This is a genomic window from Moorena sp. SIO3B2 (genome assembly GCF_010692525.1).
Lineage (GTDB): Bacteria > Cyanobacteriota > Cyanobacteriia > Cyanobacteriales > Coleofasciculaceae > Moorena > Moorena producens.
The window spans coordinates 23,911-47,982 of the sequence record NZ_JAAHHE010000038.1 but is presented as its reverse complement, the minus strand read 5'-3'; the positions used below and the strand labels follow the sequence as shown (position 1 = coordinate 47,982).

The 24,072-nt window shown below is 43.7% G+C and carries 15 protein-coding genes; 6 read left to right on the top strand and 9 right to left on the bottom strand.

Annotated features, from left to right (window positions below; genetic code table 11):
- Positions 1–190 precede the first annotated feature (190 nt).
- A complete protein-coding gene (locus tag F6K38_RS12140) occupies positions 191–1,726 on the bottom strand; it encodes an S-layer homology domain-containing protein (protein ID WP_008189948.1) in 1,536 nt (511 codons plus the stop codon).
- A gap of 160 nt (positions 1,727–1,886) precedes the next feature.
- On the opposite strand from F6K38_RS12140, the gene lepB reads away from it, so the two are divergent.
- Together lepB and F6K38_RS12130 are read left to right on the top strand one after the other, a co-directional pair.
- Positions 1,887–2,519 (top strand): signal peptidase I, encoded by a 633-nt coding sequence (gene lepB, locus F6K38_RS12135; RefSeq protein WP_008189949.1) that lies wholly within the window; start codon positions 1,887–1,889, stop codon positions 2,517–2,519.
- Positions 2,520–3,512: 993 nt separating this feature from the next.
- A complete protein-coding gene (locus F6K38_RS12130) occupies positions 3,513–4,298 on the top strand; it encodes a PEP-CTERM sorting domain-containing protein (protein ID WP_008189952.1) in 786 nt (261 codons plus the stop codon).
- 66 nt (positions 4,299–4,364) lie between these two features.
- Here the strand turns inward: F6K38_RS12130 and F6K38_RS12125 are convergent, their stop codons facing one another.
- On the bottom strand, positions 4,365–7,070 hold the full coding sequence (locus tag F6K38_RS12125) for a DUF3536 domain-containing protein (RefSeq protein WP_008189954.1): 2,706 nt from the start codon (positions 7,068–7,070) through the stop codon (positions 4,365–4,367).
- Between the two features lie 861 nt (positions 7,071–7,931).
- On the opposite strand from F6K38_RS12125, the gene cax reads away from it, so the two are divergent.
- Both cax and F6K38_RS12115 read left to right on the top strand, forming a co-directional pair.
- Positions 7,932–9,050 carry a calcium/proton exchanger gene (gene cax, locus F6K38_RS12120; RefSeq protein WP_008189958.1) on the top strand — a complete coding sequence of 373 codons (1,119 nt, stop codon included), beginning with the start codon at positions 7,932–7,934 and terminating at the stop codon, positions 9,048–9,050.
- A gap of 329 nt (positions 9,051–9,379) precedes the next feature.
- On the top strand, positions 9,380–10,579 hold the full coding sequence (locus F6K38_RS12115; RefSeq protein ID WP_287249861.1) for a serine/threonine protein kinase: 1,200 nt from the start codon (positions 9,380–9,382) through the stop codon (positions 10,577–10,579).
- Between the two features lie 90 nt (positions 10,580–10,669).
- Here the strand turns inward: F6K38_RS12115 and F6K38_RS12110 are convergent, their stop codons facing one another.
- A complete protein-coding gene (locus F6K38_RS12110) occupies positions 10,670–12,937 on the bottom strand; it encodes a recombinase family protein (RefSeq protein WP_287249859.1) in 2,268 nt (755 codons plus the stop codon).
- A 90-nt stretch (positions 12,938–13,027) separates the two neighbouring features.
- Here F6K38_RS12110 and F6K38_RS12105 point away from each other — a divergent pair, with 90 nt between their 5' ends.
- Positions 13,028–14,419 carry a proton extrusion protein PcxA gene (locus tag F6K38_RS12105; protein ID WP_287249856.1) on the top strand — a complete coding sequence of 464 codons (1,392 nt, stop codon included), beginning with the start codon at positions 13,028–13,030 and terminating at the stop codon, positions 14,417–14,419.
- 126 nt (positions 14,420–14,545) lie between these two features.
- Here the strand turns inward: F6K38_RS12105 and F6K38_RS12100 are convergent, their stop codons facing one another.
- From F6K38_RS12100 to F6K38_RS12090, 3 genes are all read right to left on the bottom strand, one after another.
- Positions 14,546–15,103 (bottom strand): ElyC/SanA/YdcF family protein, encoded by a 558-nt coding sequence (locus tag F6K38_RS12100; protein WP_008189968.1) that lies wholly within the window; start codon positions 15,101–15,103, stop codon positions 14,546–14,548.
- A gap of 744 nt (positions 15,104–15,847) precedes the next feature.
- Positions 15,848–16,501 carry a DUF2301 domain-containing membrane protein gene (locus F6K38_RS12095; RefSeq protein WP_071102652.1) on the bottom strand — a complete coding sequence of 218 codons (654 nt, stop codon included), beginning with the start codon at positions 16,499–16,501 and terminating at the stop codon, positions 15,848–15,850.
- Between the two features lie 36 nt (positions 16,502–16,537).
- Entirely contained in the window at positions 16,538–17,329 is a 792-nt protein-coding gene (locus tag F6K38_RS12090; protein ID WP_287249864.1) for an SAM hydrolase/SAM-dependent halogenase family protein, read from the bottom strand.
- A 296-nt stretch (positions 17,330–17,625) separates the two neighbouring features.
- Between F6K38_RS12090 and F6K38_RS12085 the strand changes: the two genes are divergently transcribed.
- Complete coding sequence (locus F6K38_RS12085; protein ID WP_008189975.1) at positions 17,626–18,264, top strand: DUF1361 domain-containing protein; 639 nt, start codon at positions 17,626–17,628, stop codon at positions 18,262–18,264.
- 22 nt (positions 18,265–18,286) lie between these two features.
- Here F6K38_RS12085 and F6K38_RS12080 read toward each other — a convergent pair whose 3' ends face one another.
- From F6K38_RS12080 to gmd, 3 genes are all read right to left on the bottom strand, one after another.
- The gene (locus F6K38_RS12080) at positions 18,287–20,488 is read right to left on the bottom strand and encodes a GumC family protein (RefSeq protein WP_008189977.1); all 2,202 of its coding nucleotides are present in this window, start codon (positions 20,486–20,488) and stop codon (positions 18,287–18,289) included.
- A 493-nt stretch (positions 20,489–20,981) separates the two neighbouring features.
- A complete protein-coding gene (locus F6K38_RS12075; RefSeq protein ID WP_287249849.1) occupies positions 20,982–21,926 on the bottom strand; it encodes a GDP-L-fucose synthase family protein in 945 nt (314 codons plus the stop codon).
- A gap of 176 nt (positions 21,927–22,102) precedes the next feature.
- Positions 22,103–23,182 (bottom strand): GDP-mannose 4,6-dehydratase, encoded by a 1,080-nt coding sequence (gene gmd, locus F6K38_RS12070; protein WP_044495291.1) that lies wholly within the window; start codon positions 23,180–23,182, stop codon positions 22,103–22,105.
- Positions 23,183–24,072: the final 890 nt, after the last annotated feature.

Below are 24,072 nucleotides of genomic sequence, written 5' to 3'. Positions count from 1 at the left end.
ATAGCTGATAGCTGATAGCTGATAGCTGATAGCTGATAGCTGATAGCTGATAGCTGATAGCTGATAGCTGATAGCTGATAGCTGATAGCTGATAGCTGATAGCTGATAGCTGATAGCTGATAGCTGAATGCTAATAGCTGATAGCTAATAGCTGATAGCTGATAGCTGAATGCTTACGTTTTGTATGCACCTAATTCGATGGTGTAGCTTTTGGTGCCCCTGATGGCTGACTGGTTTGAGGTTTAAGAAACAGTGCTTCTTGGGCAGATTGCCCTTCACCCTGAGAACCGAAATACCAAAGCGCTGCTCCTGCTTCAGCACGGGTGACTGGTTTTTTAGGCTGAAACAATATTGTATAACCAAAAACTCGGCGAATGTTTGCCAAATCGCCATTTCGGAAATCAGCTAAGACGGCTCGCAATGCTTTCGGGTCAATTTCAGCGGTATCTTTGAAGCCCCAGGTTTCTTTCACTGCTTCAATAGAGGCTTTGGGCAAGGCTTTACGAGTATCGAGAGGCACTTTCCACAACATCAGATTTTCCCTAGTCAACGGTGCATCTGGACGAAACAATACTGCGGTAGAATCGCCACTGAGGGGACTAGGAATTAATCCAGCATCAGCTAATCCCTGAATATAGGGAAAATCAGGATCCGTACGAGGCACATCCTGAAATGCAGGTTGAGTAGTGTTGGATGCTAAACGGATTTGCAATCCTGGACGATTAGCATAGATTCGATTATTGGCATCCATTAGCCAACGGGCGTACTGACGGCGGTTTATGGTTTGATTCGGGGCAAACTGAATACCTTGACTATCAGTATTAGTTTTTGGGTTAGTCGTGTCTGGCGTTAAGACTCCCAATTTTGCCAAATCTGCCACATACTTACGCAAATCTCGGGGGACTTTATCCAAGTCAGTAAATTTCTCTGGTTGTCCTGACCTGACCTTAGCTGGCTTACTGGCGACCTCAGAGGGTGGTTGTGGTTTCTCAGGTTGTGTTGGTTTTTGAGCTTGTGTTGGTTTCTGGGGTTGTGTTGGTTTCTCAGGTTGTGTTGGTTTTTGAGCTTGTGTTGGTTTTTGAGCTTGTGTTGGTTTCTGGGATGGTTGTGGTTTCTGGGATGGTTGTGGTTTCTCAGCTTTGGTATCCTTACCATCCCGGACGTACTGAATATCAAATGTAGTCACACTGCTGTTGGTAGCAACCGCTGGGGGCTTTGATGAAGAGGCAGCAGTGGATTTGCCAGTAGTGCCACGAGCAGGAATCGAAAGGGTAACATCCAAGTCATTACGACGGACGATGAATGTGCCACCATCTTGATCCTCTGGCTGGTCGAGGACTTGCCAGCCTCCCGACTCAAAGGTCTTTTGGTAAAAGTTCTGAATTAAATTAATTGGGTCAGGGGATGACCAAATCGTCAGCTTACCTGGACCAGCAGCATCTTTGAGGGGTTCCACTTGTTCCAAGGTTGCTTCTTGATAACGGGGAATCTCAGTGGGGAAGTCTTCTGGCAACGGTACTGACTTCTGTTTCTGGGGAGTACTTTGAGGCTTATTCGGAGATGGCCCACTCAAGTTTTTGGGTGGGTTATCTTTCAGTTTGGGGTCTGCTCCCAAAGACCGCTGCAAAGCGTTACCTAGGTTAGTGTTGGCGCAGGCACTCAACAAACCGAGAAGACAAACCGCTAAACTTGCACGTAGGACAGAGTGTGGAAACAGCACGGGCATTGTCCAACAACAGTAGTTACCTTTTAAACTAACGCAAATTCACAAAAGGGCAATCAAGCATGTTATCCTGGCTGAGTTGCCAAACTAGGAAAGATGTTTAGGGCAAGGGCTAGGCCAAAATACCGAGTATTGTCAATTTAAATGTCAATTTAAATCTTGTATGGATGCACAGAAAAAGAAATTAGCAGCACCGAGTGAATCTTCTGAATCTGTTCAGGAGCAGCAAGCAGATGCTCAGGGTCAACAACCGGACAAGGGTGGCACGCCATTTTGGAAGCAAGTACAGGAAAATTTCCAAATTATTGCGATCGCACTAGCCTTAGCTCTATTGATTCGAGTATTTGTGGCAGAACCTCGCTACATTCCCTCGGATTCCATGTACCCGACGTTGGGAGTAGGCGATCGCTTAGTGGTCGAAAAAATCTCTTACCGTTTCCATACCCCAAGAGTCGGTGACATTATTGTGTTTGAACTACCGCCACAATTACAAATTTTGGGTTACTCAAAAGACCAAGCTTTCATCAAGCGGGTGATTGGCACATCGGGTGATACGGTTCAAGTCAAAGATGGCAAAGTTTATCGCAACGGTACTCCTCTAGAGGAGGACTACATTGCCCAACCTCCCCATTATCAGATGGGGCTGGTGCAGGTGCCAGAAGATCAGCTATTTGTGATGGGAGACAACCGCAACAATAGCAACGATTCCCATGTTTGGGGTTTTCTAGGTAAAGACAAAGTCATTGGTCGTGCCTGTTTCCGTTTTTGGCCACTTAGTGACCTTGGTTCGATCTGAACTATAGCAGTTTTCAATTGGGTGAGGTACGTAAGTATTCAGCCGTCAGCTGTCAGCTGTCAGCTGACGGCAGTAATTACCATTACCCATTACCCATTACCCATTACTAATATTAAGGTTGTGTGAACTTAAGCCCTCTACGGATTTCGTAACTTACTATAAGTTTAACTAATCAATTTTACTACTTAGGGCTGATGGGAATTAGATGGTAAACCTATATAGCAAGGGAAGTATAGTTTAGGACATAGTCTTTTGGTTGAAAGGGACTTCGGAGCAGGGAGCAGAGAGCAGAAGATGTCTTAAGCTTTACTTCGACTGCTATATAATTTCGTTCAACTAATCATGCTTGCTGTTCAAGCTAATTTTTTCAAGCCTTGAGATCACAAAGCTAAATTTAATCGACATCAGGGCTTACTTTCTAAGTAAGCGCTATAGTTAAGTATTAAAGTTTAGCAATCATTTATCAATAGTTATTAATTATTATAAGCAAAACTTATAATTCAATAAAATAATGATTTTGTGAATCCTACCGATTCATAGTTTCGGAGAGAGAAAAATCTAGTTAAATTTAATGAATATAAACATAAGCAAAAGGTAAATAATTTTCTCGTTTGTAGGTTTACTATAAGCATTCAGCCGTCAGCTTTCAGCTTTCAGCTGCTGCCAAGGATTCATAGTCTTGGGCTGATGGGCTTTTCCCCAGACTTTGAATTCTCTAAAATCTCGAATGCTTAAATTCTACCGTTTGAGGTTTATTTTAAGCATTAGGCTGACCGCTGACGGCTGATAGCTTAATGCTTAGGATTTACTGATCTTACTTTGGAGTAGTTTATTGATATCAAGTCCGGTAGCATCAGTATTGTCTAAAACAAGAGTATTCAAGGAAAAAGGGCACAAAAAAGCCGACTATAAACCAGGGAATCAAACGGACTTGATATCAAATTTCAGAGTAAGGTCACTGTCTACATCTAAGAGTTGCAGCATAAAACTATCATGAAAAAATTACCAATAGCTATGGCTGGGGCAGTAGTTTTTAGCCTAGGAACAATAGGAACAGCTCAGGCGGCATCCTTCCTCTCTACTTCCAATGGACAAGTTGGAAAAATCGATACTTCAACCGGAAAATTCACACCATTGAACAGCGACGGTATCCCCTTTTTTGATATAGCTTTATCAAATAGTGGGGAGCTATTTGGTGTCACTCCCAGCGCTTTGTATAGTATTGATAAAAGCACGGGTTTATCCTCCCTAATTGGCTACCTTTTTGCGTTTATAAATGCTTTAGGGTTTTCTGATGATGATAACGTGCTTTACGGCGCTGGAGATGATAGTTTTTATACTATTGATACCTCTAGTGGTGCTGCATCATTAGTGGCTACAATTCCTAACTTCAACAGCAGTGGCGACATAGCATTCGATTCTGTAAATAATCAATTTTTTGCCACATCACTCTCTGTTGACGGCAGCTCTGACATCTTGTTCTCTATCGCTAATGACGGTACAGCTACTGAGATTGGTAGTATCGGCTTTAGGGATATATTTGGCTTGTTCTTTGAAAATGGAACCTTGTTCGGTTACACAGCTGATCGACAACAGATCACCATCGATCCAACCACAGGAGCAGGTACTTTTAGTCAAAATGTCGCCTTCGGGGGTATTAATAGGATCTTTGGAGCAGCAGCTGTTTCTAAGACTACTGTTCCTGAACCGATGTCGGTGCTAAGTCTGCTAGCAGTAGGAGCCTTTGGTGCCAGTGTGCTCTCTAATCACAAACTGTAATAGCAACGCTATAGTTAAAAGCTATAGTTAACTGTTGATGATTCACGGTAACCAACCTACACTCTCCTACCCTGGTGAGGGTAGATTGGTTACCCAACCACTGAGATCCACTGCTAAGGTTTGACCCAACTTGAGTAGGGGGCTTGGGGAAAGTGAAGTACTAAGGGAAGCACTGGAGGTACACATGTTACATAGCCAGGGATAGCTGCCATTGCTATCACTATCTTTACTATCTTTCTTTAAGTCTTGGCTTTGGATCAGCTGAGGCAAAAGTTGGTTATGTAAGTACTGCAAGTAAAGTTCTTGGCAACGATCTAAGGATAAGCTTAGATTGAGCTGATTGCCTAGATCAATCATTTTGTCTAGCCGTTGAATATCGACTTCCACTTCCTCTGGGTTGCTATCGTAAAGAATTTGCCAGAGCGTACGCAAAATTAACTTTTCTAAGGTTTGCTTGACTTCTAGGGTATTCAACTGACAGTGGAGATGATTCGCTGCTATTGCGATCGCTTCTAACTCTGCCAAGCTACTCCATACCACCTGCTGATCACTGCTATCACTATCTAATGCCCTAATCACAGTAATACACTGATTGGATATAGCAATTTCTGCTGCTACTTGCAACTCCTTGGGAACAGATAACCCACCCTGATGGAAAGCCATCAAGGCTCTATAGTTATCCCGATAAACCTGGGTATAGAGCTGATCCAAACGGGTCAAGGTTTCCTGGCTCAACAGCTGCATAATCCGGTGTCGCTCTTCAGCAAACAGATGCTGCAAATTAAAATGTTGCTGCCCAAACAGCTGATTCATTACCAAAATTGTGTGGGCTGCACTGCCTTGGTCTAGGGCATTAAATAATGTGTCCAACCGCTGGCGGTAGCCTCGACATTCAGCAAGGGGTTGAATACAGCAGTGGAAGTCCCAACCACCTAGGTATAGCAAGGCAAACACAAAATCATCACTTTCCCTAGTTATTTCAGAAACCAATTGTAACTGTCCCACAGCTAGGGTTAATGCCCCGATTCGTTTTAGCTGGTAATATTGCTGATGGGCATAGTAACAGTAGATTTTGTCTTCTTGGGAATAGTTGTTAAATAGGGAAGTAATGGCATAGTCTGCTACTACTTGCTTCCAGCTAACGTGGGCTGACACCACTAGTTGGCGATAAATCTGGTCACCAGTTTTAAAGCATTCCACATTACTGGGTGCTAGAGCAAGGCGTTGGATAAATTCTTCTTGCAGTTGGACTTTAGCAACATCACCAGCTAACTCGATAGCACGGGCAGCATACCGCAGAATCTGAACCCCTTCTGGACGGGAGATTTCCTCAAAAAACCAACCACAACTGGTATACATCAGCAGAGCATGACGCTGCATTTCCAGGAGTCGTAAGGCATCCACTTGTTGGGCTTGAGCCAGTGGGTGAGTACTATGACGCTCCAGAAAACTTTCCACATTGGCTGGGGAACGGTTCTGAACCACTTGGATATACTCATCCCGGGCTAGCCAAGGGTCATGGAAGAATTGGCTAGCAGTCTCTTGATATACCTGAATCAATTCATCCCGTAACCAATCCAGGGCATTCCGCAGGGGACGACGCCACGTTTGGTACCACTTCCCGCCACCACCACAGCCACAATCATCTTGCCAACGGTCAACCCCATGGGAGCAACTCCAGGCTGTTACTGGCTTCAGTACCACTTCCCAGGTGGGCGGATTAAAGCTAAGGTAGTGGGCAAAGTTGGTTACTGTCCAGTTGCGCTGGGGAAACTCATGGGTAAAAGCGTAGGCAATACACTTCTCAGTGCCTGTTTTGTGATGGCCAAAGGTTTCCCCATCCGTTGCCACAGCAATCAACTGGGCACTGCGATGATCCCCACGTACTGCTTGACCCAAACGCTTGGCGAAGTGTTCAGTACTGCTGAGTAAATCATTGAAGCCCATATCTCTGGAGATTGGGCCATCATAGAAAAAGATATCAATAAATTTGCCATTTTTGAGGAAGCAACGGTAAGGCCGAGTAGGGTCAATCTGAGCACCTCCCACTTCCTGCCATGGAGAATTACTATTGTGTTCACTGGTGAGTTCAGTGGGAATTGGGCGGCAACGTTGAGCTTGGGCAGGGGCTAGGATAATAAAGCGAATATCTTCTGCTACCAATGCTTCCAAGGTGGGATAGTCTACTGCCGTTTCCGCCAGCCACATCCCTTCGGGTTCACGACCAAAGCGGGAACGGAAGTCCGCTTTTCCCCAACGGATTTGGGTGTATTTGTCCCGTTCATTGGCTAAGGGAAGGATGATGTGGTTGTACACTTGAGCGATCGCATTTCCGTGACCATTTAAGCGATCGCAACTCTTCTTGTCCGCTTCCAGAATCCGCTGATACACTTCCACATCGTAATTTTCCAGCCAGGACATTAACGTTGGACCAATATTGAAGCTCAAATACTCATAGTTATTGACAATATCTATTACTTCTCCTTGGTCATTTAATACCCTAGCAAAGGCATTGGGGCGGTAGCACTCATAGTAAATCCGTTCGTTCCAGTCATGAAACGGAGCAGCAGTAGGCTGACGCTCAATCGTATCTAGATCAGGGTTTTCCCGAGGCGGTTGGTAGAAATGACCGTGGATAGTAATATAGACACCTGTGGCAGGATCTAGGGGGTCGTTGTTGAGCGTCGAGTAGTGTTTGATCTTGGCAGTGGACTTAGCAGTGGACTTTATTTCCTCAGCTTGTAACACTAGCAGTTCAGCTACTGAAGTCATGGGAATATGCATTCAAAAAACAGCAACACAGCTCACCCAACCCGATAACTTCATGTTTGGGACCCGGAGCGCGAATACCCTTGAGCAAACTTATACTGGTTTGGCAGTAACGAACAAAAGTAGCGGATAGTTGGGACAGCGGATAGTTGGGACAAACGTTAAATGCTTAACACAATGATTAATTCAACCGCAAGGTTTAATTCAAGTAACTCCAATCAGTTTATGCAAATTGCGGTAATCTTATCAATCTTCACCAGATCATAGCAAATTTCTATGGTTAAAAAATATACCCTAGGACTGATGCGCTTGAGGAATCGTTGAGTTCTGAAAAGCTTTATTGAGCACACCAGGGACAGAGTAAGGTACTTGACTATCTAATTTGTGTATATCAGTTGATCGGCTAACACCCATGTAAATTGAATTTGTTCATGTTATAGCAGAAGTCAGAAGTCAGAAGTCAGAAGTTAAACTCAAGCCAAACTGTAGTTTGAGACTTTTGTCATGTCCTAATTACCCTGGCGACTGCTATATCAAAGAAACCGTCAAACCATCTGCCCACCTCCGTATCTCCCCATTTCCCCATCAGTCTCAACCCAAAAATTAAGTGCGTGACAGCTTAGGGGCGTGACAGCTTAGGGAGACGGGGGGATGGGAAGAGGGATTGACCAAGCCCCTTGTAATACTGCCCTAGTCCCTGAAACTAACTAGAATAGTCAGGACTTACGCGGTTAAGTTGATTTCGCCCCGCTAGCACCCCAATTATGGGGCGGGTAATGATGTCAAAGTCCCCCAGAATTGGGAGACCAACGGGGGCAAATGCGTAAGTCCTCATAGTAATTCTTTTGAGGTAAAGAAACCTAAATGCTCACCAAAAACCAAATTTTGTCAATTTTGCTAGTGTTTATTCCCATTTCAGTAGCCGCTGAATTTCTAGAGTGGAACTCGGCAGTTATCTTCATTACCTCTTGCTTAGCAATTATTCCTTTAGCAGCATGGATGGGAACAGCCACAGAAGAAATTGCTGTGGTGCTCGGTCCAAACCTAGGAGGGCTATTAAATGCCACCTTTGGCAATGCTACAGAATTAATCATTGCCCTAATTGCCCTCAATGCTGGGTTAGTAGAAGTGGTTAAAGCGACCATCACTGGCTCCATCATCGGTAACCTACTCCTAGTGATGGGATTTGCGATGCTGCTGGGTGGATTGCGTTACAAAGAACAGGAGTTTCAGCCCATTGTGGCGCGGGTGAATGCCTCTTCAATGAACCTAGCGGTGATTGCCATGTTGCTACCGACAGCAATGGATACCACATCTATTGGTATTCCTCAATCTACATTACAACAGCTTTCAGTAGCAGTTGCCCTGGTTTTAATTCTGGTTTATGGGCTAACTCTGTTATTTTCCATGAAAACCCACACCTATCTGTTTGATGTAGGCATGGCGGAAATGGAGTTAGAAGAAACAGATCACGGTGAAATTGCCAGTTCCGAATCTAAACATCAACCTAATATTTTGTTGTGGGTAGGAGTCTTGGTAGTGGTTACCCTGCTAGTAGCTCTAGAATCAGAACTTTTGGTGGATAGCTTGGAATCTGCCACATCACAGTTAGGACTAACAGCCCTGTTTACCGGAGTAATTTTACTCCCCGTAGTTGGTAATGCAGCAGAACACGCCACTGCGGTAACTGTCGCCATGAAGAATAAGATGGATCTCTCAGTTTCGGTAGCCGTAGGGTCTAGTCTGCAAATTGCCCTATTTGTTGCCCCAGTGTTAGTGCTAGCTGGGTGGTTTATGGGTCAGCCCATGGATTTGGATTTTAATCCCTTTGAATTGGTAGCAGTAGCCGTAGCTGTGTTGATTACTAATTCAATTAGTTCTGATGGTAAGTCCAACTGGCTCGAAGGAGTTTTGCTATTAGCAGCTTATGTCGTCTTAGGACTAGCGTTTTACTTCCATCCAGTGGTTGAAGGATTGGGTTGAGTTAACGCCTAGTGTGTAGAGTTTGACCGTTGAAGGTGATGATGAACAAAGGGATGCTCGCCCGGTCGTAGCTACGGGAAGGCAAATTTCAAGTGAATAAACTTGTCAACATCCCTGTTATCCCAGAAAAATCTGGCTATATTAAAGCTAGAGGGGTCGAATGTCAATGATAAATCGGTTTGATTTGTAAGACAAATTGATTGGTAAGAAAAATAATCATCTAATCCACCCCTTTAGCCTTTGCCCTTTGCCCTTCATCCACCCATCTAGCTTGAGATTAACCGAGCACGCTGATGGGATGGATGAGCCCCTGAGGACATTAAGCCGAGATGCTGGAAGCCGAACAGATATTACATGAGCGCTATCAACTCAAGCAACAACTGGGACATAATGCTGGACGACAAACTTGGCTAGCTGAGGATCTAGGAGTGTCACCTCCAGAATTGGTAGTTGTTAAACTGCTGGCATTTGGTGGTGACGTTAATTGGGACGATTTAAAACTCTTTGAGCGAGAAGCACAGGTGCTTAAACAGCTCAATCATCCCCGGATTCCCAAGTATCTTGATTATTTTAACATTGATGACCGAGTACTCTGGTTTGGCTTGGTACACAACTATATCCCTGGCTCCTCCCTCAAGGAACAACTAAATCAAGGTAAACGATTTACAGAAGGGGAAGTGCGCCAAATCGCTGTGGATGTGCTGAAAATTCTTGAATTTCTCCATCAGCTGAATCCAGCCGTACTGCACCGAGATATTAAGCCTAGCAATCTAATTTTAGGGGATGATGGGCAGATTTATGTCATCGATTTCGGGTCAGTGCAGGATCGGGCATCCCAAGAGGGCGCGACATTTACGGTAGTGGGAACCTATGGTTACGCCCCCATGGAACAGTTTGGTGGTAGGGCAGTACCAGCATCGGATTTGTATGGCTTAGGGGCGACGTTGATTCATTTGCTCACCAGGACTGCACCCGCTGACTTGCCCCAGCGGAATTTGCGCATTTGCTTTAAAGACCAAGTCAACCTCAGTGCTAACCTGATTAGCTGGATTCAGAAGCTGACCGAACCGGCTCCAGAGCAACGCTTCAAAAGTGCGTCTGAAGCAATTCTAGCCTTAGAGTTGGGCATGACACTTAATACTCCCAAAAACAACAAACTGAGCAGACCCACCCAAGCCACCTTTGTGAATAATTCAGGTCAAGGGGGTGTATTGGATGATGGAGTACCGGTACCAGATGAAATCAAAGGCTGGAACTGGGGGGCTTTTTTGATACCTTGGTTTTGGTCTATGACGAATAATGTTTGGATTGGACTGATAGCCTTTGTGCCTCAAGTTGGTTGGTTTATGGCGATCGCGCTCGGTGCCAAGGGAAATGAATGGGCTTGGAAAAGTCGTCGCTGGCGGAGTATCGAACACTTCAAAGCTCACCAAAGAGGCTGGGCAATCGCGGGCATTGTCTTTCTTTTTGGCTTACCATTGAGCGTGATATGTTTGATACTTCTCTTGGCCTTTATCTATGATTTTTAATACGGAAAGGATCTAGCTTGCCCCTTCGCGCTGGTAAAAGTTGAACTCAAACATGCCAAGACTTCTAACAGAAATATCCCAGTATAATTGTCAAGAAACAGCAGTATTTATCGCAGTATGTATCAAAGATAATAACGGACCATTCTGCTCTGTGCCACTAACAGCTAATTCGCTATGACACAAGTAAACCCGCTCTGTAACTCTACCGAATAAATCTCGCAAAATTCGCTCTAATCGCTGTTGATCAGCTTGGACTTTATCTTCCTCTGTCCAAGGACGTCCAGACCATTCCTTTAGAAAAAGATGAGCTCCGAAAAGGGTAGCTGCACCACCACTGAGCCAGAGGGAAGAACCTGCATCTAACCAAAAGTGCCAACGGTGGCAGCGGCGAGCGGCACGGTATTGGAAAATAGTAGCGAGGGTAACGCCATTGGTAGCTGTGGGTAGGCGGCGGACGGGATAGGGATTAGCAGTAACGGTGCCACGACGTAGCATCAGAATGAATTGGGCGATAGTTTGGGTGGAACGCTGACGGTTAGACGGTTGTTGGTTGGTTTGGCTCGAATCATTCACCTTCAACTCTTTCCCCAAGCGTCCATTCACTTCCCAGTAGTGTTGAGCGGTTTCCATCAGTTCCCGCAGTGCTGCTAGCTGGTCATAGGCGAGATTAGAACCATGCCACAAAAATTTCTGAATGGCGCGGTCGAAAACTACCAGGCACGAAGGAATCAGACCCTGTTGTTGTTGCTCCCGCTGTAGTTCTAACCATTGGAAAATCTCTGAGTAGGCAGTTGTTGCCTGATGCCCTAACCTATCCCAACGAGGAAACGACTCCACTGGTAACAGACGAGGTTGCTCAGGATCAGGAGCATAGCAGTGATCCGCTAATAAACCAGCACGGACAGGATCAATTAGGGTTGCCGGTTGCAGATTTGAACCCTCAACCTTCAACCTTTCAACATTCAACCTTTCAACCTTCAACCTTTCAACATTCAACCTTTCACCCTTCAACTCCTGTACTTGTGGTTGGCTACTGAGTACTACCAACATTTGTGCGATCGCATCTCGATTCACTAACCGTCCCAAGCCAGGATACACTAGCGCTAGTAGGGTTAGTAATCCCTGAATCATCGGTGAGCTAATTAATGGACGCTGGTCGTTGAGGGGTTCTACGGCAATGCCTTCCTTAGTCAGGATTTCCGTTAAGGTGTAGCGTGCGATCGCATCTAGACCTGGAGCAATGATCGCAATTTCACCAGGCTGCACTTGCCCAGACTTGACCGCTTGACTTATCACCCCAGCCGTTTGCTGCAACAGTTGAGCGCGGGAGGTAGTTTGAATCGATTGGATAGACTCAGGTAGACCTTCAATAAACATGGAATTACTAATTAATTCCACTACTGTGTTTGCCAATTCATCTCGAAAAGCATCAACAGATAAATCCGGTAAGATTTCCACCAAGCAACGGGATGCCAAATCCGCTAGATAATTCGGGTCAGCATTAAGTCCCAAGCGTACCTGTCCATTAGGATTAAAGCTAAAAGCTCCCACAGCCCCTTGATTGAGTAGAGTCTCAAATAAATCCCGAGCGATCGCGGGATAGTCATCCACATCATCCGCCAGCACTGCCTGATAGCGCTGCTGCAAATACTGCTGATAAGTGGGGTCTGGCAACAAATACCGCCAATACAGTTCAGCAATAATCCCGTAGGTTAATAATCCCCTTTCTAGACACCAGCTTCGCCACTCTAGCAAAAGCTTTCCCACAGTTGACCAAAGTTCCGGGTTTCCTTCCTCCTCTGGAATCCCGACCGTTAACATGTGGGGAATGTCTTCAACAGGTATCCCACTCACTGCTGCTAATTGTAACAAGTCCAGGAGCCGACGAACTCTAGTGTAATCATTCCCCCCTGGCAGTTGTAGTAGATCATTATCCAGGTCAGTACGCCAGTGCTGGGTGGCTAAGTCCTGCTCAGTCTCAGGACGCAATCGCAACGGAAACTGTGCCTTGAAGTCCAATCGCCCAATTAACAAGGGCCAAAATAGCATTACCTCATCTTGAAAAAAACCTAAAGGTGTCTTGGAAAGTACGGGATACCGTCCCCGGATTACCTCTGTCAGCCGATCCGCCAACTCACGCCGATTATCGTCATTAGCCGCAAACACCAAAATTCCTGGGGCTTTTGAGGGGGTTCTTTGATATCTTGAACTCGACTTTGGGTTTGACCAATCCAGTCCTCCTTCAACCCATTGGTAAAACTGACTCACAAGGCGAGTTGTTTTGCCAGTGCGAGTTGAGCCAATTATCCACAGTGAATTTTGAACCACGGAATTTTTCTTTAGGTAATTTGTTATCATACCACATGAACTAGGATGTAAGAGTTCTAGGAATAATTAGGTGCAAGAGCGCACCCCTGAGATGTTCAGAGTATGAACCTAAAGAATTGAATGAATCTTCAAACAATCTTACGCACAGCTAGACAATGGTTCTTCAATACACCAGAGAGAGCCTTGGATCAGGCATACAAAGCGGCACTAAAAATTAAAGCGATTGAAGATGAATATTTTGGAGGTAAAAAAATCTCCGCCGATACCAGTCAATATAGTAACAGCGTTATTGCCTATTTTGAGGCAGAAATTAATAAATATATAAAGACTATCAACCTTAGACTAGCAGAATTTAAAACCAGTCGTTCTGTTATAATAAATTCTGAATTAACTGGATCTAATCCTCTCGAAACTAGTCAACAACAAGCTAGGGAAAATTCTCGGTTATCTGAGTCAATCGACCTCAGCGATCAGCAGTCAATACTTATTGAAAAATTAAATTTTATTGATGAAATTATCAACAAGTATGATCCACCAAAACCCGAAAAATCCACCGCAGCCTTGATTCCCATAGACCAAAAGCCAGATAATCAGATTACTAACGCCAGTCCAAGAGAAGTTGTCAAGCAAAATTCCAATCTTAGAGAAGCTGCTTATTTGGAATCAGACAACAATTCATCTCGAAATAATCAAGGAGCTAACTCCAAAAAAATAACCGATAAAACCGGTGTATTACCTAGGTCAATTGTAGGGACAGTAAAAAGAATTCAGCAGGAACTCGATCCACGAGCCGAAGAGAAAGTTGTCAAAACCTTTCGTCGGTCTCAACGTAAAACCGTAATCTCTATTAAATTTATCCTAATTTTAACTATTGTTCCTATTTTAACTCAGCAAATTTCTAAAACGTTTTTAGTTAGTCCCATAGTTGAACACTTTAGAAGTAGCCAGGAATCAGCTATTTTTTTAAATTATGAGATGGAAGAAGAAGCTCTGATAGAGTTAAAAAAATTTGAAGAAGAACTCCACTTTAGAAGCTTACTGGGATTTACTCCTAAACTATCTGAGGAGGAGATGAAAGAAGAGATTAAGCATAAAGCTAATGAACTGGCAGAAGACTATCATAATCAAGGGTCCAATGCCATTAAAAATATTTTTGCTGACATTATAGCTCTAGTTGCTTTTGCCTTAGTTATCATGAACAGCAAACGAGATATAATTATTTTAAAATCTTTTATGGATGATATTATCTATGGACTTAGTGATAGTGCCAAAGCGTTTATCATTATTTTGTTTACCGATATGTTTGTAGGATTCCACTCTCCCCACGGTTGGGAAGTAATCCTAGAAGCCGTATCCCGACATTTAGGAATACCAGAAAGTCGAGAGTTTATATTTTTGTTCATTGCCACATTTCCAGTTATCTTGGATTCGGTTATCAAATATTGGATTTTCCGCTATCTGAATCGGATATCTCCTTCAGCAGTAGCTACCTATCGCACCATGAATGAATAATAATATAGCAGTCGAAGTAAAGGTTAAAAAATGTTTCTGTTCCCAGATCCGCTGTTCCCTGTTCCCTATTCCCTACTCCCTACTCCCTCACCCAATTCACAACTGCTATAGCAGTTTTGGCAATCTTCAAACTTTCCAACTTACAACTTGAGCATAGAGATAAGCGATTGTTTCAGACATGATTGACCGCACTCCTTGACTAGAAACCCACCACTGTTTTGCTTCATAGTCAAGGGAGTTAGCGGCTATTGCTCCAACTTTAACCTCAGGAGCAAGAACTTGCTTAAATAGCATCCAACTTCTGCGAGTATGAACATCAAATGAATAAAGATTAATAGACTTGATTGATTTATCTGAGGTTAATAGCCACTCCCGTAACGCCTGAGCCGATGCTAACGTACGATTGACATTAACATCTGGTGCTGGAACAGCAACTAGTTTATCTGGCTCAACACCCAGTGCGATACACGTTGCCGCAGTCAGTTCAGCATAGGTTTTATACTCTGACAGATAATATCCTTTACGCAGAGGAGGGCCGGTGGTGATCAATTTTTGATAATTACCCCGATAAAATTCTTCGATGGCACCTTTTAAGGCATAGTCCGGTAGCCATCCTTCTACTACTAATGCATCAGCGTTAATCGGAGACTTAATCGATAAAAATGGGTGGATATGAGTTAACATAAAAAGACTGCAAGTAATAATCAAAAAAGTATTCACAAACCATCCTTGAACCGTTAAAACCCACTGTTTTCGCCTACATACTAAACGCATGATTGGGACTTTTAATGAAAAATTATCTCGTCAATAGTCACTAGTCATTAGTAACCACAAATAAATGATATTGTGGTCACTAATGTACGGTATAGTCTACGGTATAGAAAACCGTGGTCACCTAATCACTGATGACTAATAATCACTGATGACTAATAAGGTCTAGAGCATCTCACTTTTCTATTACTTACCAATCAAAGTCCCATCTGTCCGGATTATTTAAAAAAGGATTATAGTCAGTCCCCTTGCTTCCTTCGTTTATAGTATTGTTTTTTGGTAATTGACTAATGACTAGCAGCTTATTAATTCTCTACAGGTTTGTAAGCATTCAGCCGTCAGCTGTCAGCCGTCAGCTGTCAGCCGTCAGGTTAAAATAAACCTCAAACAGTATAATTTAAGAGTTCGAGATTAATGAGAATTTCAAGTCTGGGGAAAAGCTGATCATAAGCATATGCGCTACGGGCACGCTACTTGAGGTGCGGTCAAGCGGTCAGCCGTGAGCCTAAGGCTCACGCTGCTTGAGGTGCTTAATTTTATCCAAAAGCGGTTCGGTGTAGCGTGGCCTTAGGCCAATGGCTGATAGCTGATAGCTGATAGCTGATAGCTGATAGCTGATAGCTGATAGCTGATAGCTGATAGCTATTAGCTATTAGCTTACAGACGCTTCTTTTTGAGATACTCAAAAACCGACTTATCACCAATATCATCGGGAATCGGTTGCAATAGTTTACGCAGGGCAAACACCATAAACAAAACCGCCCATAGTCCTAATAGAATCATCTCCCAATCTGTAGACCAAAATCCAACGATATGTCCCAGTAACAGCATGGGTACTAGGGGAGTTAGGAATTTAGTTTCCAAGCGATTAAAGCAAAATGCTTCCTTGAAATAAATTCCGGTTAACGCTGCAAAGGTAAAACCAATTCCGAATAGAGAAATAGGATGGTTATAAATGTATATAGCAAGGGGCTCATTGCTGGAAAATGCCAGTACAATGGCGGAAATGCAACCAATGCCCCAAAAGATTTGTAGTAGGCGGTGCAGGGGGGCTAGATAAATATGAATAGTGACTAAGCTAACCCCTAGGGCAAGGCAGAATAAGCCATAAAGAGGAGTCAGGACATTTAAAATACTTGGGCTAGCTCCCCGCAATAGAATTAAATTACTCGCGATCGCAAAGCTCAAGGCTGCTACCACTAAGCCAGCGCGGTAGATAACTACGCCAATGCGATCGCTTTCGGTAATGGTAAATTCGCCAAACTGACCTTGGTAAACTACTGGTTCAGATGGTTGTAGTGATGTGGTCATAATATCCTGGAAAGGAACTCTGTACTAATTAACATTTTAATTTTTAATGCTTAATTCCACTGTATCTCCCCAATCCAGCTGTAATTGAGACTTAGCACTCCCACCGTTAACAGCGATTTCCACCCAACCATGACTACCAATTAGGGCAACGTACTCTCCAAGTGGGCAATTGCTGTAGGTTTGAGTATGGGGGATAATGCGATCGCTTATCTTAACCGACCAAATTTTGCCATCAACCTCAGCTCCTGGGATATTGGTGATTAAATTACCAAAATGGTCAACATATTGGATAGAACCAATAATCCCATCATCGGTTAGTCTTTTTATTGGCATATCTAGTGTTACCAAAGTGTTTGGCTCAATTACCTCTCCCAACCTTTCGATTGGTAAGCCACTAGCCAAGTGAGCTCCAACACTGGCAAAGATATCTCGACCATGAAACGTAGTGCTAGGATTTCTAGTGCGCCAGTAGTCTGAGTTGCTTAGCTCAACTGCTGCCATGAGTGGGTATTGCTCTAAAACTCCACTGAATAGCCCATTATCTGGACCGACCAAGAAACCCTGTGAGAGTTGGATAGCGATCGCTCTGCGGTGACTGCCGACTCCTGGATCAACCACCGCCACATGAACTGTCCCTGCTGGAAAGTAGGGATAGGCATTGAGCAAATTAAACCGAGCAGCGGCTAGGTTTTGAGGGGGGATTTGGTGAGTCAGGTCTACTATAGTCAAAGTTGGGTTAACTTGGGCAATGACACCCTTCATCACACCCACATAAACATCTTGTAAGCCAAAATCACTCAGGAGAGTAATAATCCGATTCTGAGGCATGGTTATCTCAAATCCAGTTGACTGATTATCATATCCCTTCTGGGGTAATGAGGCAGAATTGCTATGAGCTTCAAGGGCTTCCAACTTTAAACCTTAAACTTTCAACTTTCAACTTTCAACTTTCAACCGTCAACCGTCAACCGTCAACCGCTTATTAAGGCTGAAGTATGAAGTATGACCTATGAAAGCTCAAGCTCAAAGCTCAAGGCTGAACGGATGAGTTAGGATAAGGATTAAATTCAATACCACTTAAGAAGGCTAATCTACCCTAGAGCAAAGGTTCACTAATCATGTCTATGGACACATTACTAACTGAGGTATGGAAAGCTTGGCATAGCAACAATGACTGGATGGCTTGGAATTTGTTTCTAGCATCAATACCATTAGCTCTAAGTTTTTGGCTATTCCGCAGTAAATCTGGCTTACACTCCGGATTATGGTGGATAGGTTTAGCAGTTTTTATCCTATTTTTGCCCAATGCGCCCTATCTGCTCACCGATGTGATTCATCTAATTCAAGCCATTCGCAGGAATTACTCAGTATGGACAATTACTCTAGTTGTTATTCCCCAACATCTGCTAGTTATCCTAACCGGTTTTGAAGCTTACGTTCTATCTGTGATGAACCTAGGTGAGTATTTGCAGCGGCGAAGGTTAGGAAAGTTGATCTCCTCAGCTGAGTTAATTACTCATGCTCTGTGCGCCTTTGGTATTTATCTAGGACGATTCCAACGGTTCAACAGCTGGGACTTGGTTGCTCAACCCAATACCTTAGCTAAGGGCATGATTAATGATTTAACCTCGAAAGGTCCACTACTAGTGATGGCCGTAACATTCGTGGTGCTGACAGTATTTTACTGGATGATGAAGCAAATAACCTTAGGAATTATGATCAGAATGCGCCACCAACGTTCTGGCAGCGCAGCTTCTGGATAATAGATTCACAGCGTGCAAGGTTTTACGGCTGATTACATTCAGCCTTTTCTTGACTGACATCTGGCGGAGTATAGTTTTCCCTGTTGTGGTAGATATAGCCGTTAGGTTCGTTTTTGAAGATTACACCATTGGTAACTAACCCCAGAACATTTTGACCTGAGCTGTTGAGAATTTCCTTAGCCGCATTAGCGCTTGCAGAATCTACCTTTTCAGGTCGGGCCACCAGCAAAATGCCGTCAGCCATTTTGCCCAAAATTGGGGCATCAGCCATACCAGCTAATGCTGGAGTATCTAAGATAACGCAGTCATACTCTTGTGAGAACTTCTCCATCAGTGAAGCCATCTTCTGAGAGTCCAGAAGAGCCACAGGATTTGGAGGGATGACCCCAGCCATCAGAACATCAAGACCAGTCATTACTTCCTGTTTAGCCTGATCAAATTGAGCCTCACCCACGAGAATATTACTTAAACCCACTGAGTTAGTTAGTTCCCACAGATGATGTTGAGATGGATAACGCAGATCAGCATCGATTAGTAACACCCGACGTCCTACTTGAGCCATAGCTGCAGCTAAATTAGCACAGACATGAGACTTGCCTTCCTTAGGAACACAACTGGTTACTACAATCGATTGCAGTGGTCGATCAGAACTGATAAATTTCAGATTGGCTTGCAGAATTTGATAGGCTTCACCGATGACAGAGCGGGGCAAATCTCTCGGAAAAATGGGGAAAACATTCTGTTGAGAAAATCCACCAAAATAGCTTGTACTGACCAGCTTGCCGTAGTCTGGAATAACCCCTAACAACGTATATCTGAACAACTCTTTTAACTCTTTGAGCGTATGAACCGATCTGTCTAAGAGGTCGAGCAAGAAAGCCGTAGCGATCGCAACTAAGATACCAGCAAAGGCTCCCCCTGCCAGGATCAGGTTGGTTGGGATCGGAATCGGGTTTTCAGGAACGATAGCCTCTGAAATAACACGGGCATTACCTACATTTTGATTTTCCGCAACTCGGGTTTCTTGTAGTTTGCTTAACAAAATTTGGTAAGTTGCTTGTGCAGCAGCTACCCGTCGCTCCAGTTCCCGCTGATTCTGCTCTAGTCTCGGTAGGACTCTAGACCGCTGTTTGTAAGCCGACTGAGTATTGGTCAGAACAGCTAGCTGGCTAGTCAGCCCTAAACGCTGTACCTCGGACTGAACCAGTTCTGCAGTCAGTTGTTGCTGGATCGGTCCAAACTCTAACAAACTATTAACCGGTGGCGCTGGTTGTTGGCTACCAATGACCTGTGCTATTCGCTCTTGTAGTAGTTCTAATAGTGCAGCTTCCTGAAGAGCCAACTTAGCCACTGTCGGGTATTCATCGTTGAAGCGGGTGCGCTCGACTGCTAACTGAGCTTGTACCTCTTGGAGTTGTCTAAGTGCCTCCTGCACCCCAGTAGACTGGTTTAAAGACGTAGCTGCGACAGCTTGCTGTGTATCCAGACCGATCTTATTGCGCAAGCCCTCAGACTGAGCATTTATCTGTGCTAACTGAGCCTGAAGTTGAGAAATTTCGTCGTCTAATTTGGCAATCGACCCGACTGCAATGCTAGCTTCTTGTTGCAGATCTAATATTTTATTAGCTTCTTTGAATCTACGCAAATCCGCTTCTGCTTGGCTGACAGTAGCTTCAACTTTTGGGAGTTGTTTCTCAATAAAGTCACGAGCGGCGACAGCTTCCGCTCGGTTAGTTTGGATATCATTCTCTATGTAAACCCTAATCAGTGTGTTAACGATCTTTTCTGCCCAATTAGCATCAGGGGATTGATAGGAAATGGTTAGGATGTCTGTCCCCAAAATTGGTTTGACACTCAGTCCTCCTAAAATGACCCCAGGAGGGTAAAATTCACCGTTTTCATCCCTGAGGTTGAGAGCTCTGATGGTTTTTTCTATAATTGGTCTGGAACGAATAATTTCTACTTCCGTAGATAAGGGGTCGCTCTGGCGAGCCACATTATCAATCGTGCCAGTTGGATTATCCAACCCGGTCAGAGAAGAGGAATTATCTGTCTTTAACAGCAGTTGAGCTGCTGCTAAATAAACAGTTTTTTGAGAGGAGGCATACCATGCAGCAAGACCGAGAACACCACCAAAGGCTAGGGTAGCTGGCAAAAAGCGCCGTTTGAGAACTAGCCAGTATTTCTGAAAATCTATTTCTTCTGAATAGTCTATAGCTTCCATAATTGCTCAGGAAAAAAGTTTAATACTCACTGCAAAAAAAAATTAGTAGATTACTCACCCTTTTTTCACCGTCAGAAGCTAGGTATTTTTTTTATAAATCTATCTATAGTTAGATGCTATATAAATTAAAACAAATTAGGATGTTGGTTGATTATAGTTGATTAAGTTAGAGTTGTTAACAAGAATAAAAAAAATTTTACTATCATGTATATTTGGTTTTAGTGTTAATTTTATAAGTTTTTATGGTAATGGGTAATAGTTTGGTAGTCATCACAATTCCCCGTTGCCCATTACTAATTACCAAACCTTACACTCTTAATGCTTCCAGACAGGATATAAATTGTCTTTTGATTACTCTTCTACTAAAGTCTGTCTGGCTTTCCCCTTAGAGGGCGAAGTATTTGTATACAAACTGGCACTCTTGGAGCTACTGTTTAAGCTACATATCCAGGTACAAATACTTCGCCCCTACCTAAAATGGGTTTGGGTAGATTTAGCTAGCGTGTTGTCGATACCAGTCGATAGTATTCTTCAACCCCTGCTTAAACTCCATCTGAGCAGTGAAGTTAAACTCCTCCTTCGCTCGTTGAATATCCAGACAACGGCGAGGCTGACCATTGGGTTGATCAGTTTCCCAGACAATTTCTCCCTTAAATTCCATCAATTCGCAAATCAACTCAACTAAATCGCGAATTGAGATTTCATAGCCTGTACCCAAATTAACTGGCTCTGGTTGATTGTAATCCGTGGTAGCCATCACAATACCCCGTGCTGCATCAGTTGAGTAGAGAAACTCACGGGTAGGACTGCCATCACCCCACGCTGGCAATTTCATTTCTCCCTTTTGTTGGGCTTCATAGACTTTACGAATCAGGGCAGGTATTACGTGGGAACTGCTGGGGTCGAAATTATCTTCCGGACCATACAAGTTCACGGGTAACAGGTAGATGCCATTGAATCCATACTGTTGCCGATAGGCTTGTAGCTGGACTAAAAGAGCTTTCTTAGCAACCCCATAAGGGGCATTGGTTTCTTCCGGATAACCATCCCAGAGGTTATCCTCTTTAAACGGTACTGGTGTGAATTTGGGATAGGCACAGATGGTACCAACACAGACAAATTTTTCCACACCAGCTTCATAGGCGGCATGAATTAGCTGAGTACCCATCATTAAATTGTCATAGAATAGCTCAGCTGGCTTTTCTCGATTAAGACCAATGCCACCAACGTGAGCAGCAAGATGAATGATGATATCCTGCTGATCCACAGCTCTTTGACAGTTCTCTAAAGAACGCAGGTCATAATCACGCGATCGCGGAATAGTAATCTTCTGTGCATCCGCTCCAGCTTTACACAACTGATCAACTACCTGACGCCCTAGAAATCCAGCTCCACCAGTAACTAGAATTCTCTTATTACTAAGATCTAAACTTACCATTTATTTGTCATCCTTGCCTAGCTTTTGGAGAACTATCACCGTCTGGTACATCGCAATGCAAGCAGGAATATACTGAGTCATTATTCAACACAAATCCTATCGATCCGGATTTGTGGGTCAGATGTATTGGCTTGCATCACCGATGCTACCTTCATAATCAGTCATAAACTAACGGATTAGTCAACCATCGTAGCTAAGCCTTGACGGATATAGGCTTGATCATTCAAAGGTTGAGTACTTTTGCCGTTAGGGAGCGACAGACCCAAGGCTTGTAAATCCGCTTCTACCATTAAGGCTACCAACTGCTCAAAGGTTACAGATGGCTCCCAACCCAGCTTCTTCTTTGCCTTGGTGGGGTCACCAATAAGTAGATCTACCTCAGCAGGACGCAAATAACGCTTGTCAAACTCCACATAATCATGCCAATCCAGATTGACATATTTGAAGGCAATATCTAAAAATTCCTGAACCGAGTGGGTTTCACCAGTCGCTACCACATAATCATCTGGTTTGTCTTGCTGGAGCATCATCCACATTGCCTTGACATAGTCCTTAGCATAACCCCAGTCTCGCTTAGAATCAAGATTACCCAGGTAGAGTTTTTTCTGCTGACCTCCGACAATTCGGGCAATTGCTCGGGTAATCTTGCGGGTTACAAAGGTTTCCCCTCGACGGGGTGATTCGTGGTTGAATAGTATACCATTGCAGGCAAACATGCCATAGGATTCACGATAGTTTATAGTTTGCCAGTGAGCATACACTTTAGCACAGGCATAGGGAGAGCGGGGATAAAATGGAGTAGTTTCCTTTTGGGGTATCTCCTGTACCTTCCCAAACATCTCAGAAGAACCAGCTTGATAGAAACGCACGTCGATACCGGTGCGCTGACGATAGTCTCGAATCGCCTCCAAGAGTCGGAGAGTACCCATTCCCACCGAGTCAACGGTATATTCTGGGGAGTCAAAACTGACCCGAACATGGGATTGAGCCCCTAAGTTATAAATTTCCAATGGCTGAACCGCCTCTAAGATCCGGCGTAGGGTCACACCATCAGTCAAGTCACCGTAGTGTAAGAAGAACCGTGCGTTTTCATTGTGGGGGTCTACATAGATGTGGTCAATGCGATCTGTGTTGAAGGTGGAGGTCCTTCGGATAATACCGTGAACCTCATAGCCCTTTTCTAGCAACAACTCACTCAAGTAGGAACCGTCTTGACCTGTAATTCCAGTGATTAGCGCTCTCTTTGGTTCCGTCATTTTTTCCTTTTCCTGTAATGTAATGTGGGCAATTTTGGTAGATATTGCTTCCCGAGAAAATCTCCCATGCAAACTTCCCAGTTTGCATGGGAGTGAATCATCACCACGTTAACTCAAAAATTTATTTGTGGCTGTAGTGAATTTACCGTAAATAACCTCTCAGCCAAAATTTCACATATTCTCCACAGAAAGTTCAAAATTATCGATTAATACAATTCTTTAAAGAATAAAATAGTGTTGACGTAAATAAAATTTTGCGCTACAAAGTTGGTAGTTGCTTTTTTTTGACGAACCGATAAGGATGTTTGTGATTTTTTTTGATGATAGTTTTTTAGGCAAACATCCTTCCCAAATAGGGAGCCTCACATTTGATTACATGCATCGCCACTAATGCAGTAGTTTAGCATAGATATAAGTAGGGAGCATTCCACCTTAGAGGGTGTCTTTAAAGTTAAAATATTCACAAATTTAGCCTAATTGCGCAGGTTATAAGTTCTCAAATTTTATGAGGATGCGCAGGTGAATTAGTTTGTCTAGCCCCATGGTTTAGTATGAGGTAGACTTTTGAAACACTGGTTTAGTCAAGCATCAAACAAAATTCAGTGTACGGCATTTTTATACTTAGATAGGAAGTCTAACCATTTTTCAAAACCATCCGGTTTTGTGCCTATTTATTTGTATAGATAATCGTTGATATTTTTATTTTTGCGGTTATCGCTGGTTCCTCGCAAAAAATCTCTGTATTGAATCAAAAAAATGGCCGATTTGCTTAAATTGATGGATAAGGGTCATACAGCGGTTTGCAATTCAATTAGGTACAAAATTATGGTTTTTTAGGGAGCAGGGAGCAGGGAGCAGGGAGCAGGGAGCAGGGAGCAGGGAGCAGGGAG

Coding starts and splice junctions, on each gene's coding strand:
- F6K38_RS12115 (WP_287249861.1), top strand. CDS start 9,380: ATGCTGGAAGCCGAACAGATATTACATGAGCGCTATCAACTCAAGCAA.
- F6K38_RS12105 (WP_287249856.1), top strand. CDS start 13,028: ATGAATCTTCAAACAATCTTACGCACAGCTAGACAATGGTTCTTCAAT.
- F6K38_RS12080 (WP_008189977.1), bottom strand. CDS start 20,488: ATGGAAGCTATAGACTATTCAGAAGAAATAGATTTTCAGAAATACTGG.
- F6K38_RS12095 (WP_071102652.1), bottom strand. CDS start 16,501: ATGACCACATCACTACAACCATCTGAACCAGTAGTTTACCAAGGTCAG.
- cax (WP_008189958.1), top strand. CDS start 7,932: ATGCTCACCAAAAACCAAATTTTGTCAATTTTGCTAGTGTTTATTCCC.
- F6K38_RS12130 (WP_008189952.1), top strand. CDS start 3,513: ATGAAAAAATTACCAATAGCTATGGCTGGGGCAGTAGTTTTTAGCCTA.
- F6K38_RS12085 (WP_008189975.1), top strand. CDS start 17,626: ATGGACACATTACTAACTGAGGTATGGAAAGCTTGGCATAGCAACAAT.
- F6K38_RS12110 (WP_287249859.1), bottom strand. CDS start 12,937: ATGATAACAAATTACCTAAAGAAAAATTCCGTGGTTCAAAATTCACTG.
- F6K38_RS12075 (WP_287249849.1), bottom strand. CDS start 21,926: ATGGTAAGTTTAGATCTTAGTAATAAGAGAATTCTAGTTACTGGTGGA.
- F6K38_RS12140 (WP_008189948.1), bottom strand. CDS start 1,726: ATGCCCGTGCTGTTTCCACACTCTGTCCTACGTGCAAGTTTAGCGGTT.
- F6K38_RS12090 (WP_287249864.1), bottom strand. CDS start 17,329: ATGCCTCAGAATCGGATTATTACTCTCCTGAGTGATTTTGGCTTACAA.
- lepB (WP_008189949.1), top strand. CDS start 1,887: ATGGATGCACAGAAAAAGAAATTAGCAGCACCGAGTGAATCTTCTGAA.
- F6K38_RS12125 (WP_008189954.1), bottom strand. CDS start 7,070: ATGACTTCAGTAGCTGAACTGCTAGTGTTACAAGCTGAGGAAATAAAG.
- gmd (WP_044495291.1), bottom strand. CDS start 23,182: ATGACGGAACCAAAGAGAGCGCTAATCACTGGAATTACAGGTCAAGAC.
- F6K38_RS12100 (WP_008189968.1), bottom strand. CDS start 15,103: ATGTTAACTCATATCCACCCATTTTTATCGATTAAGTCTCCGATTAAC.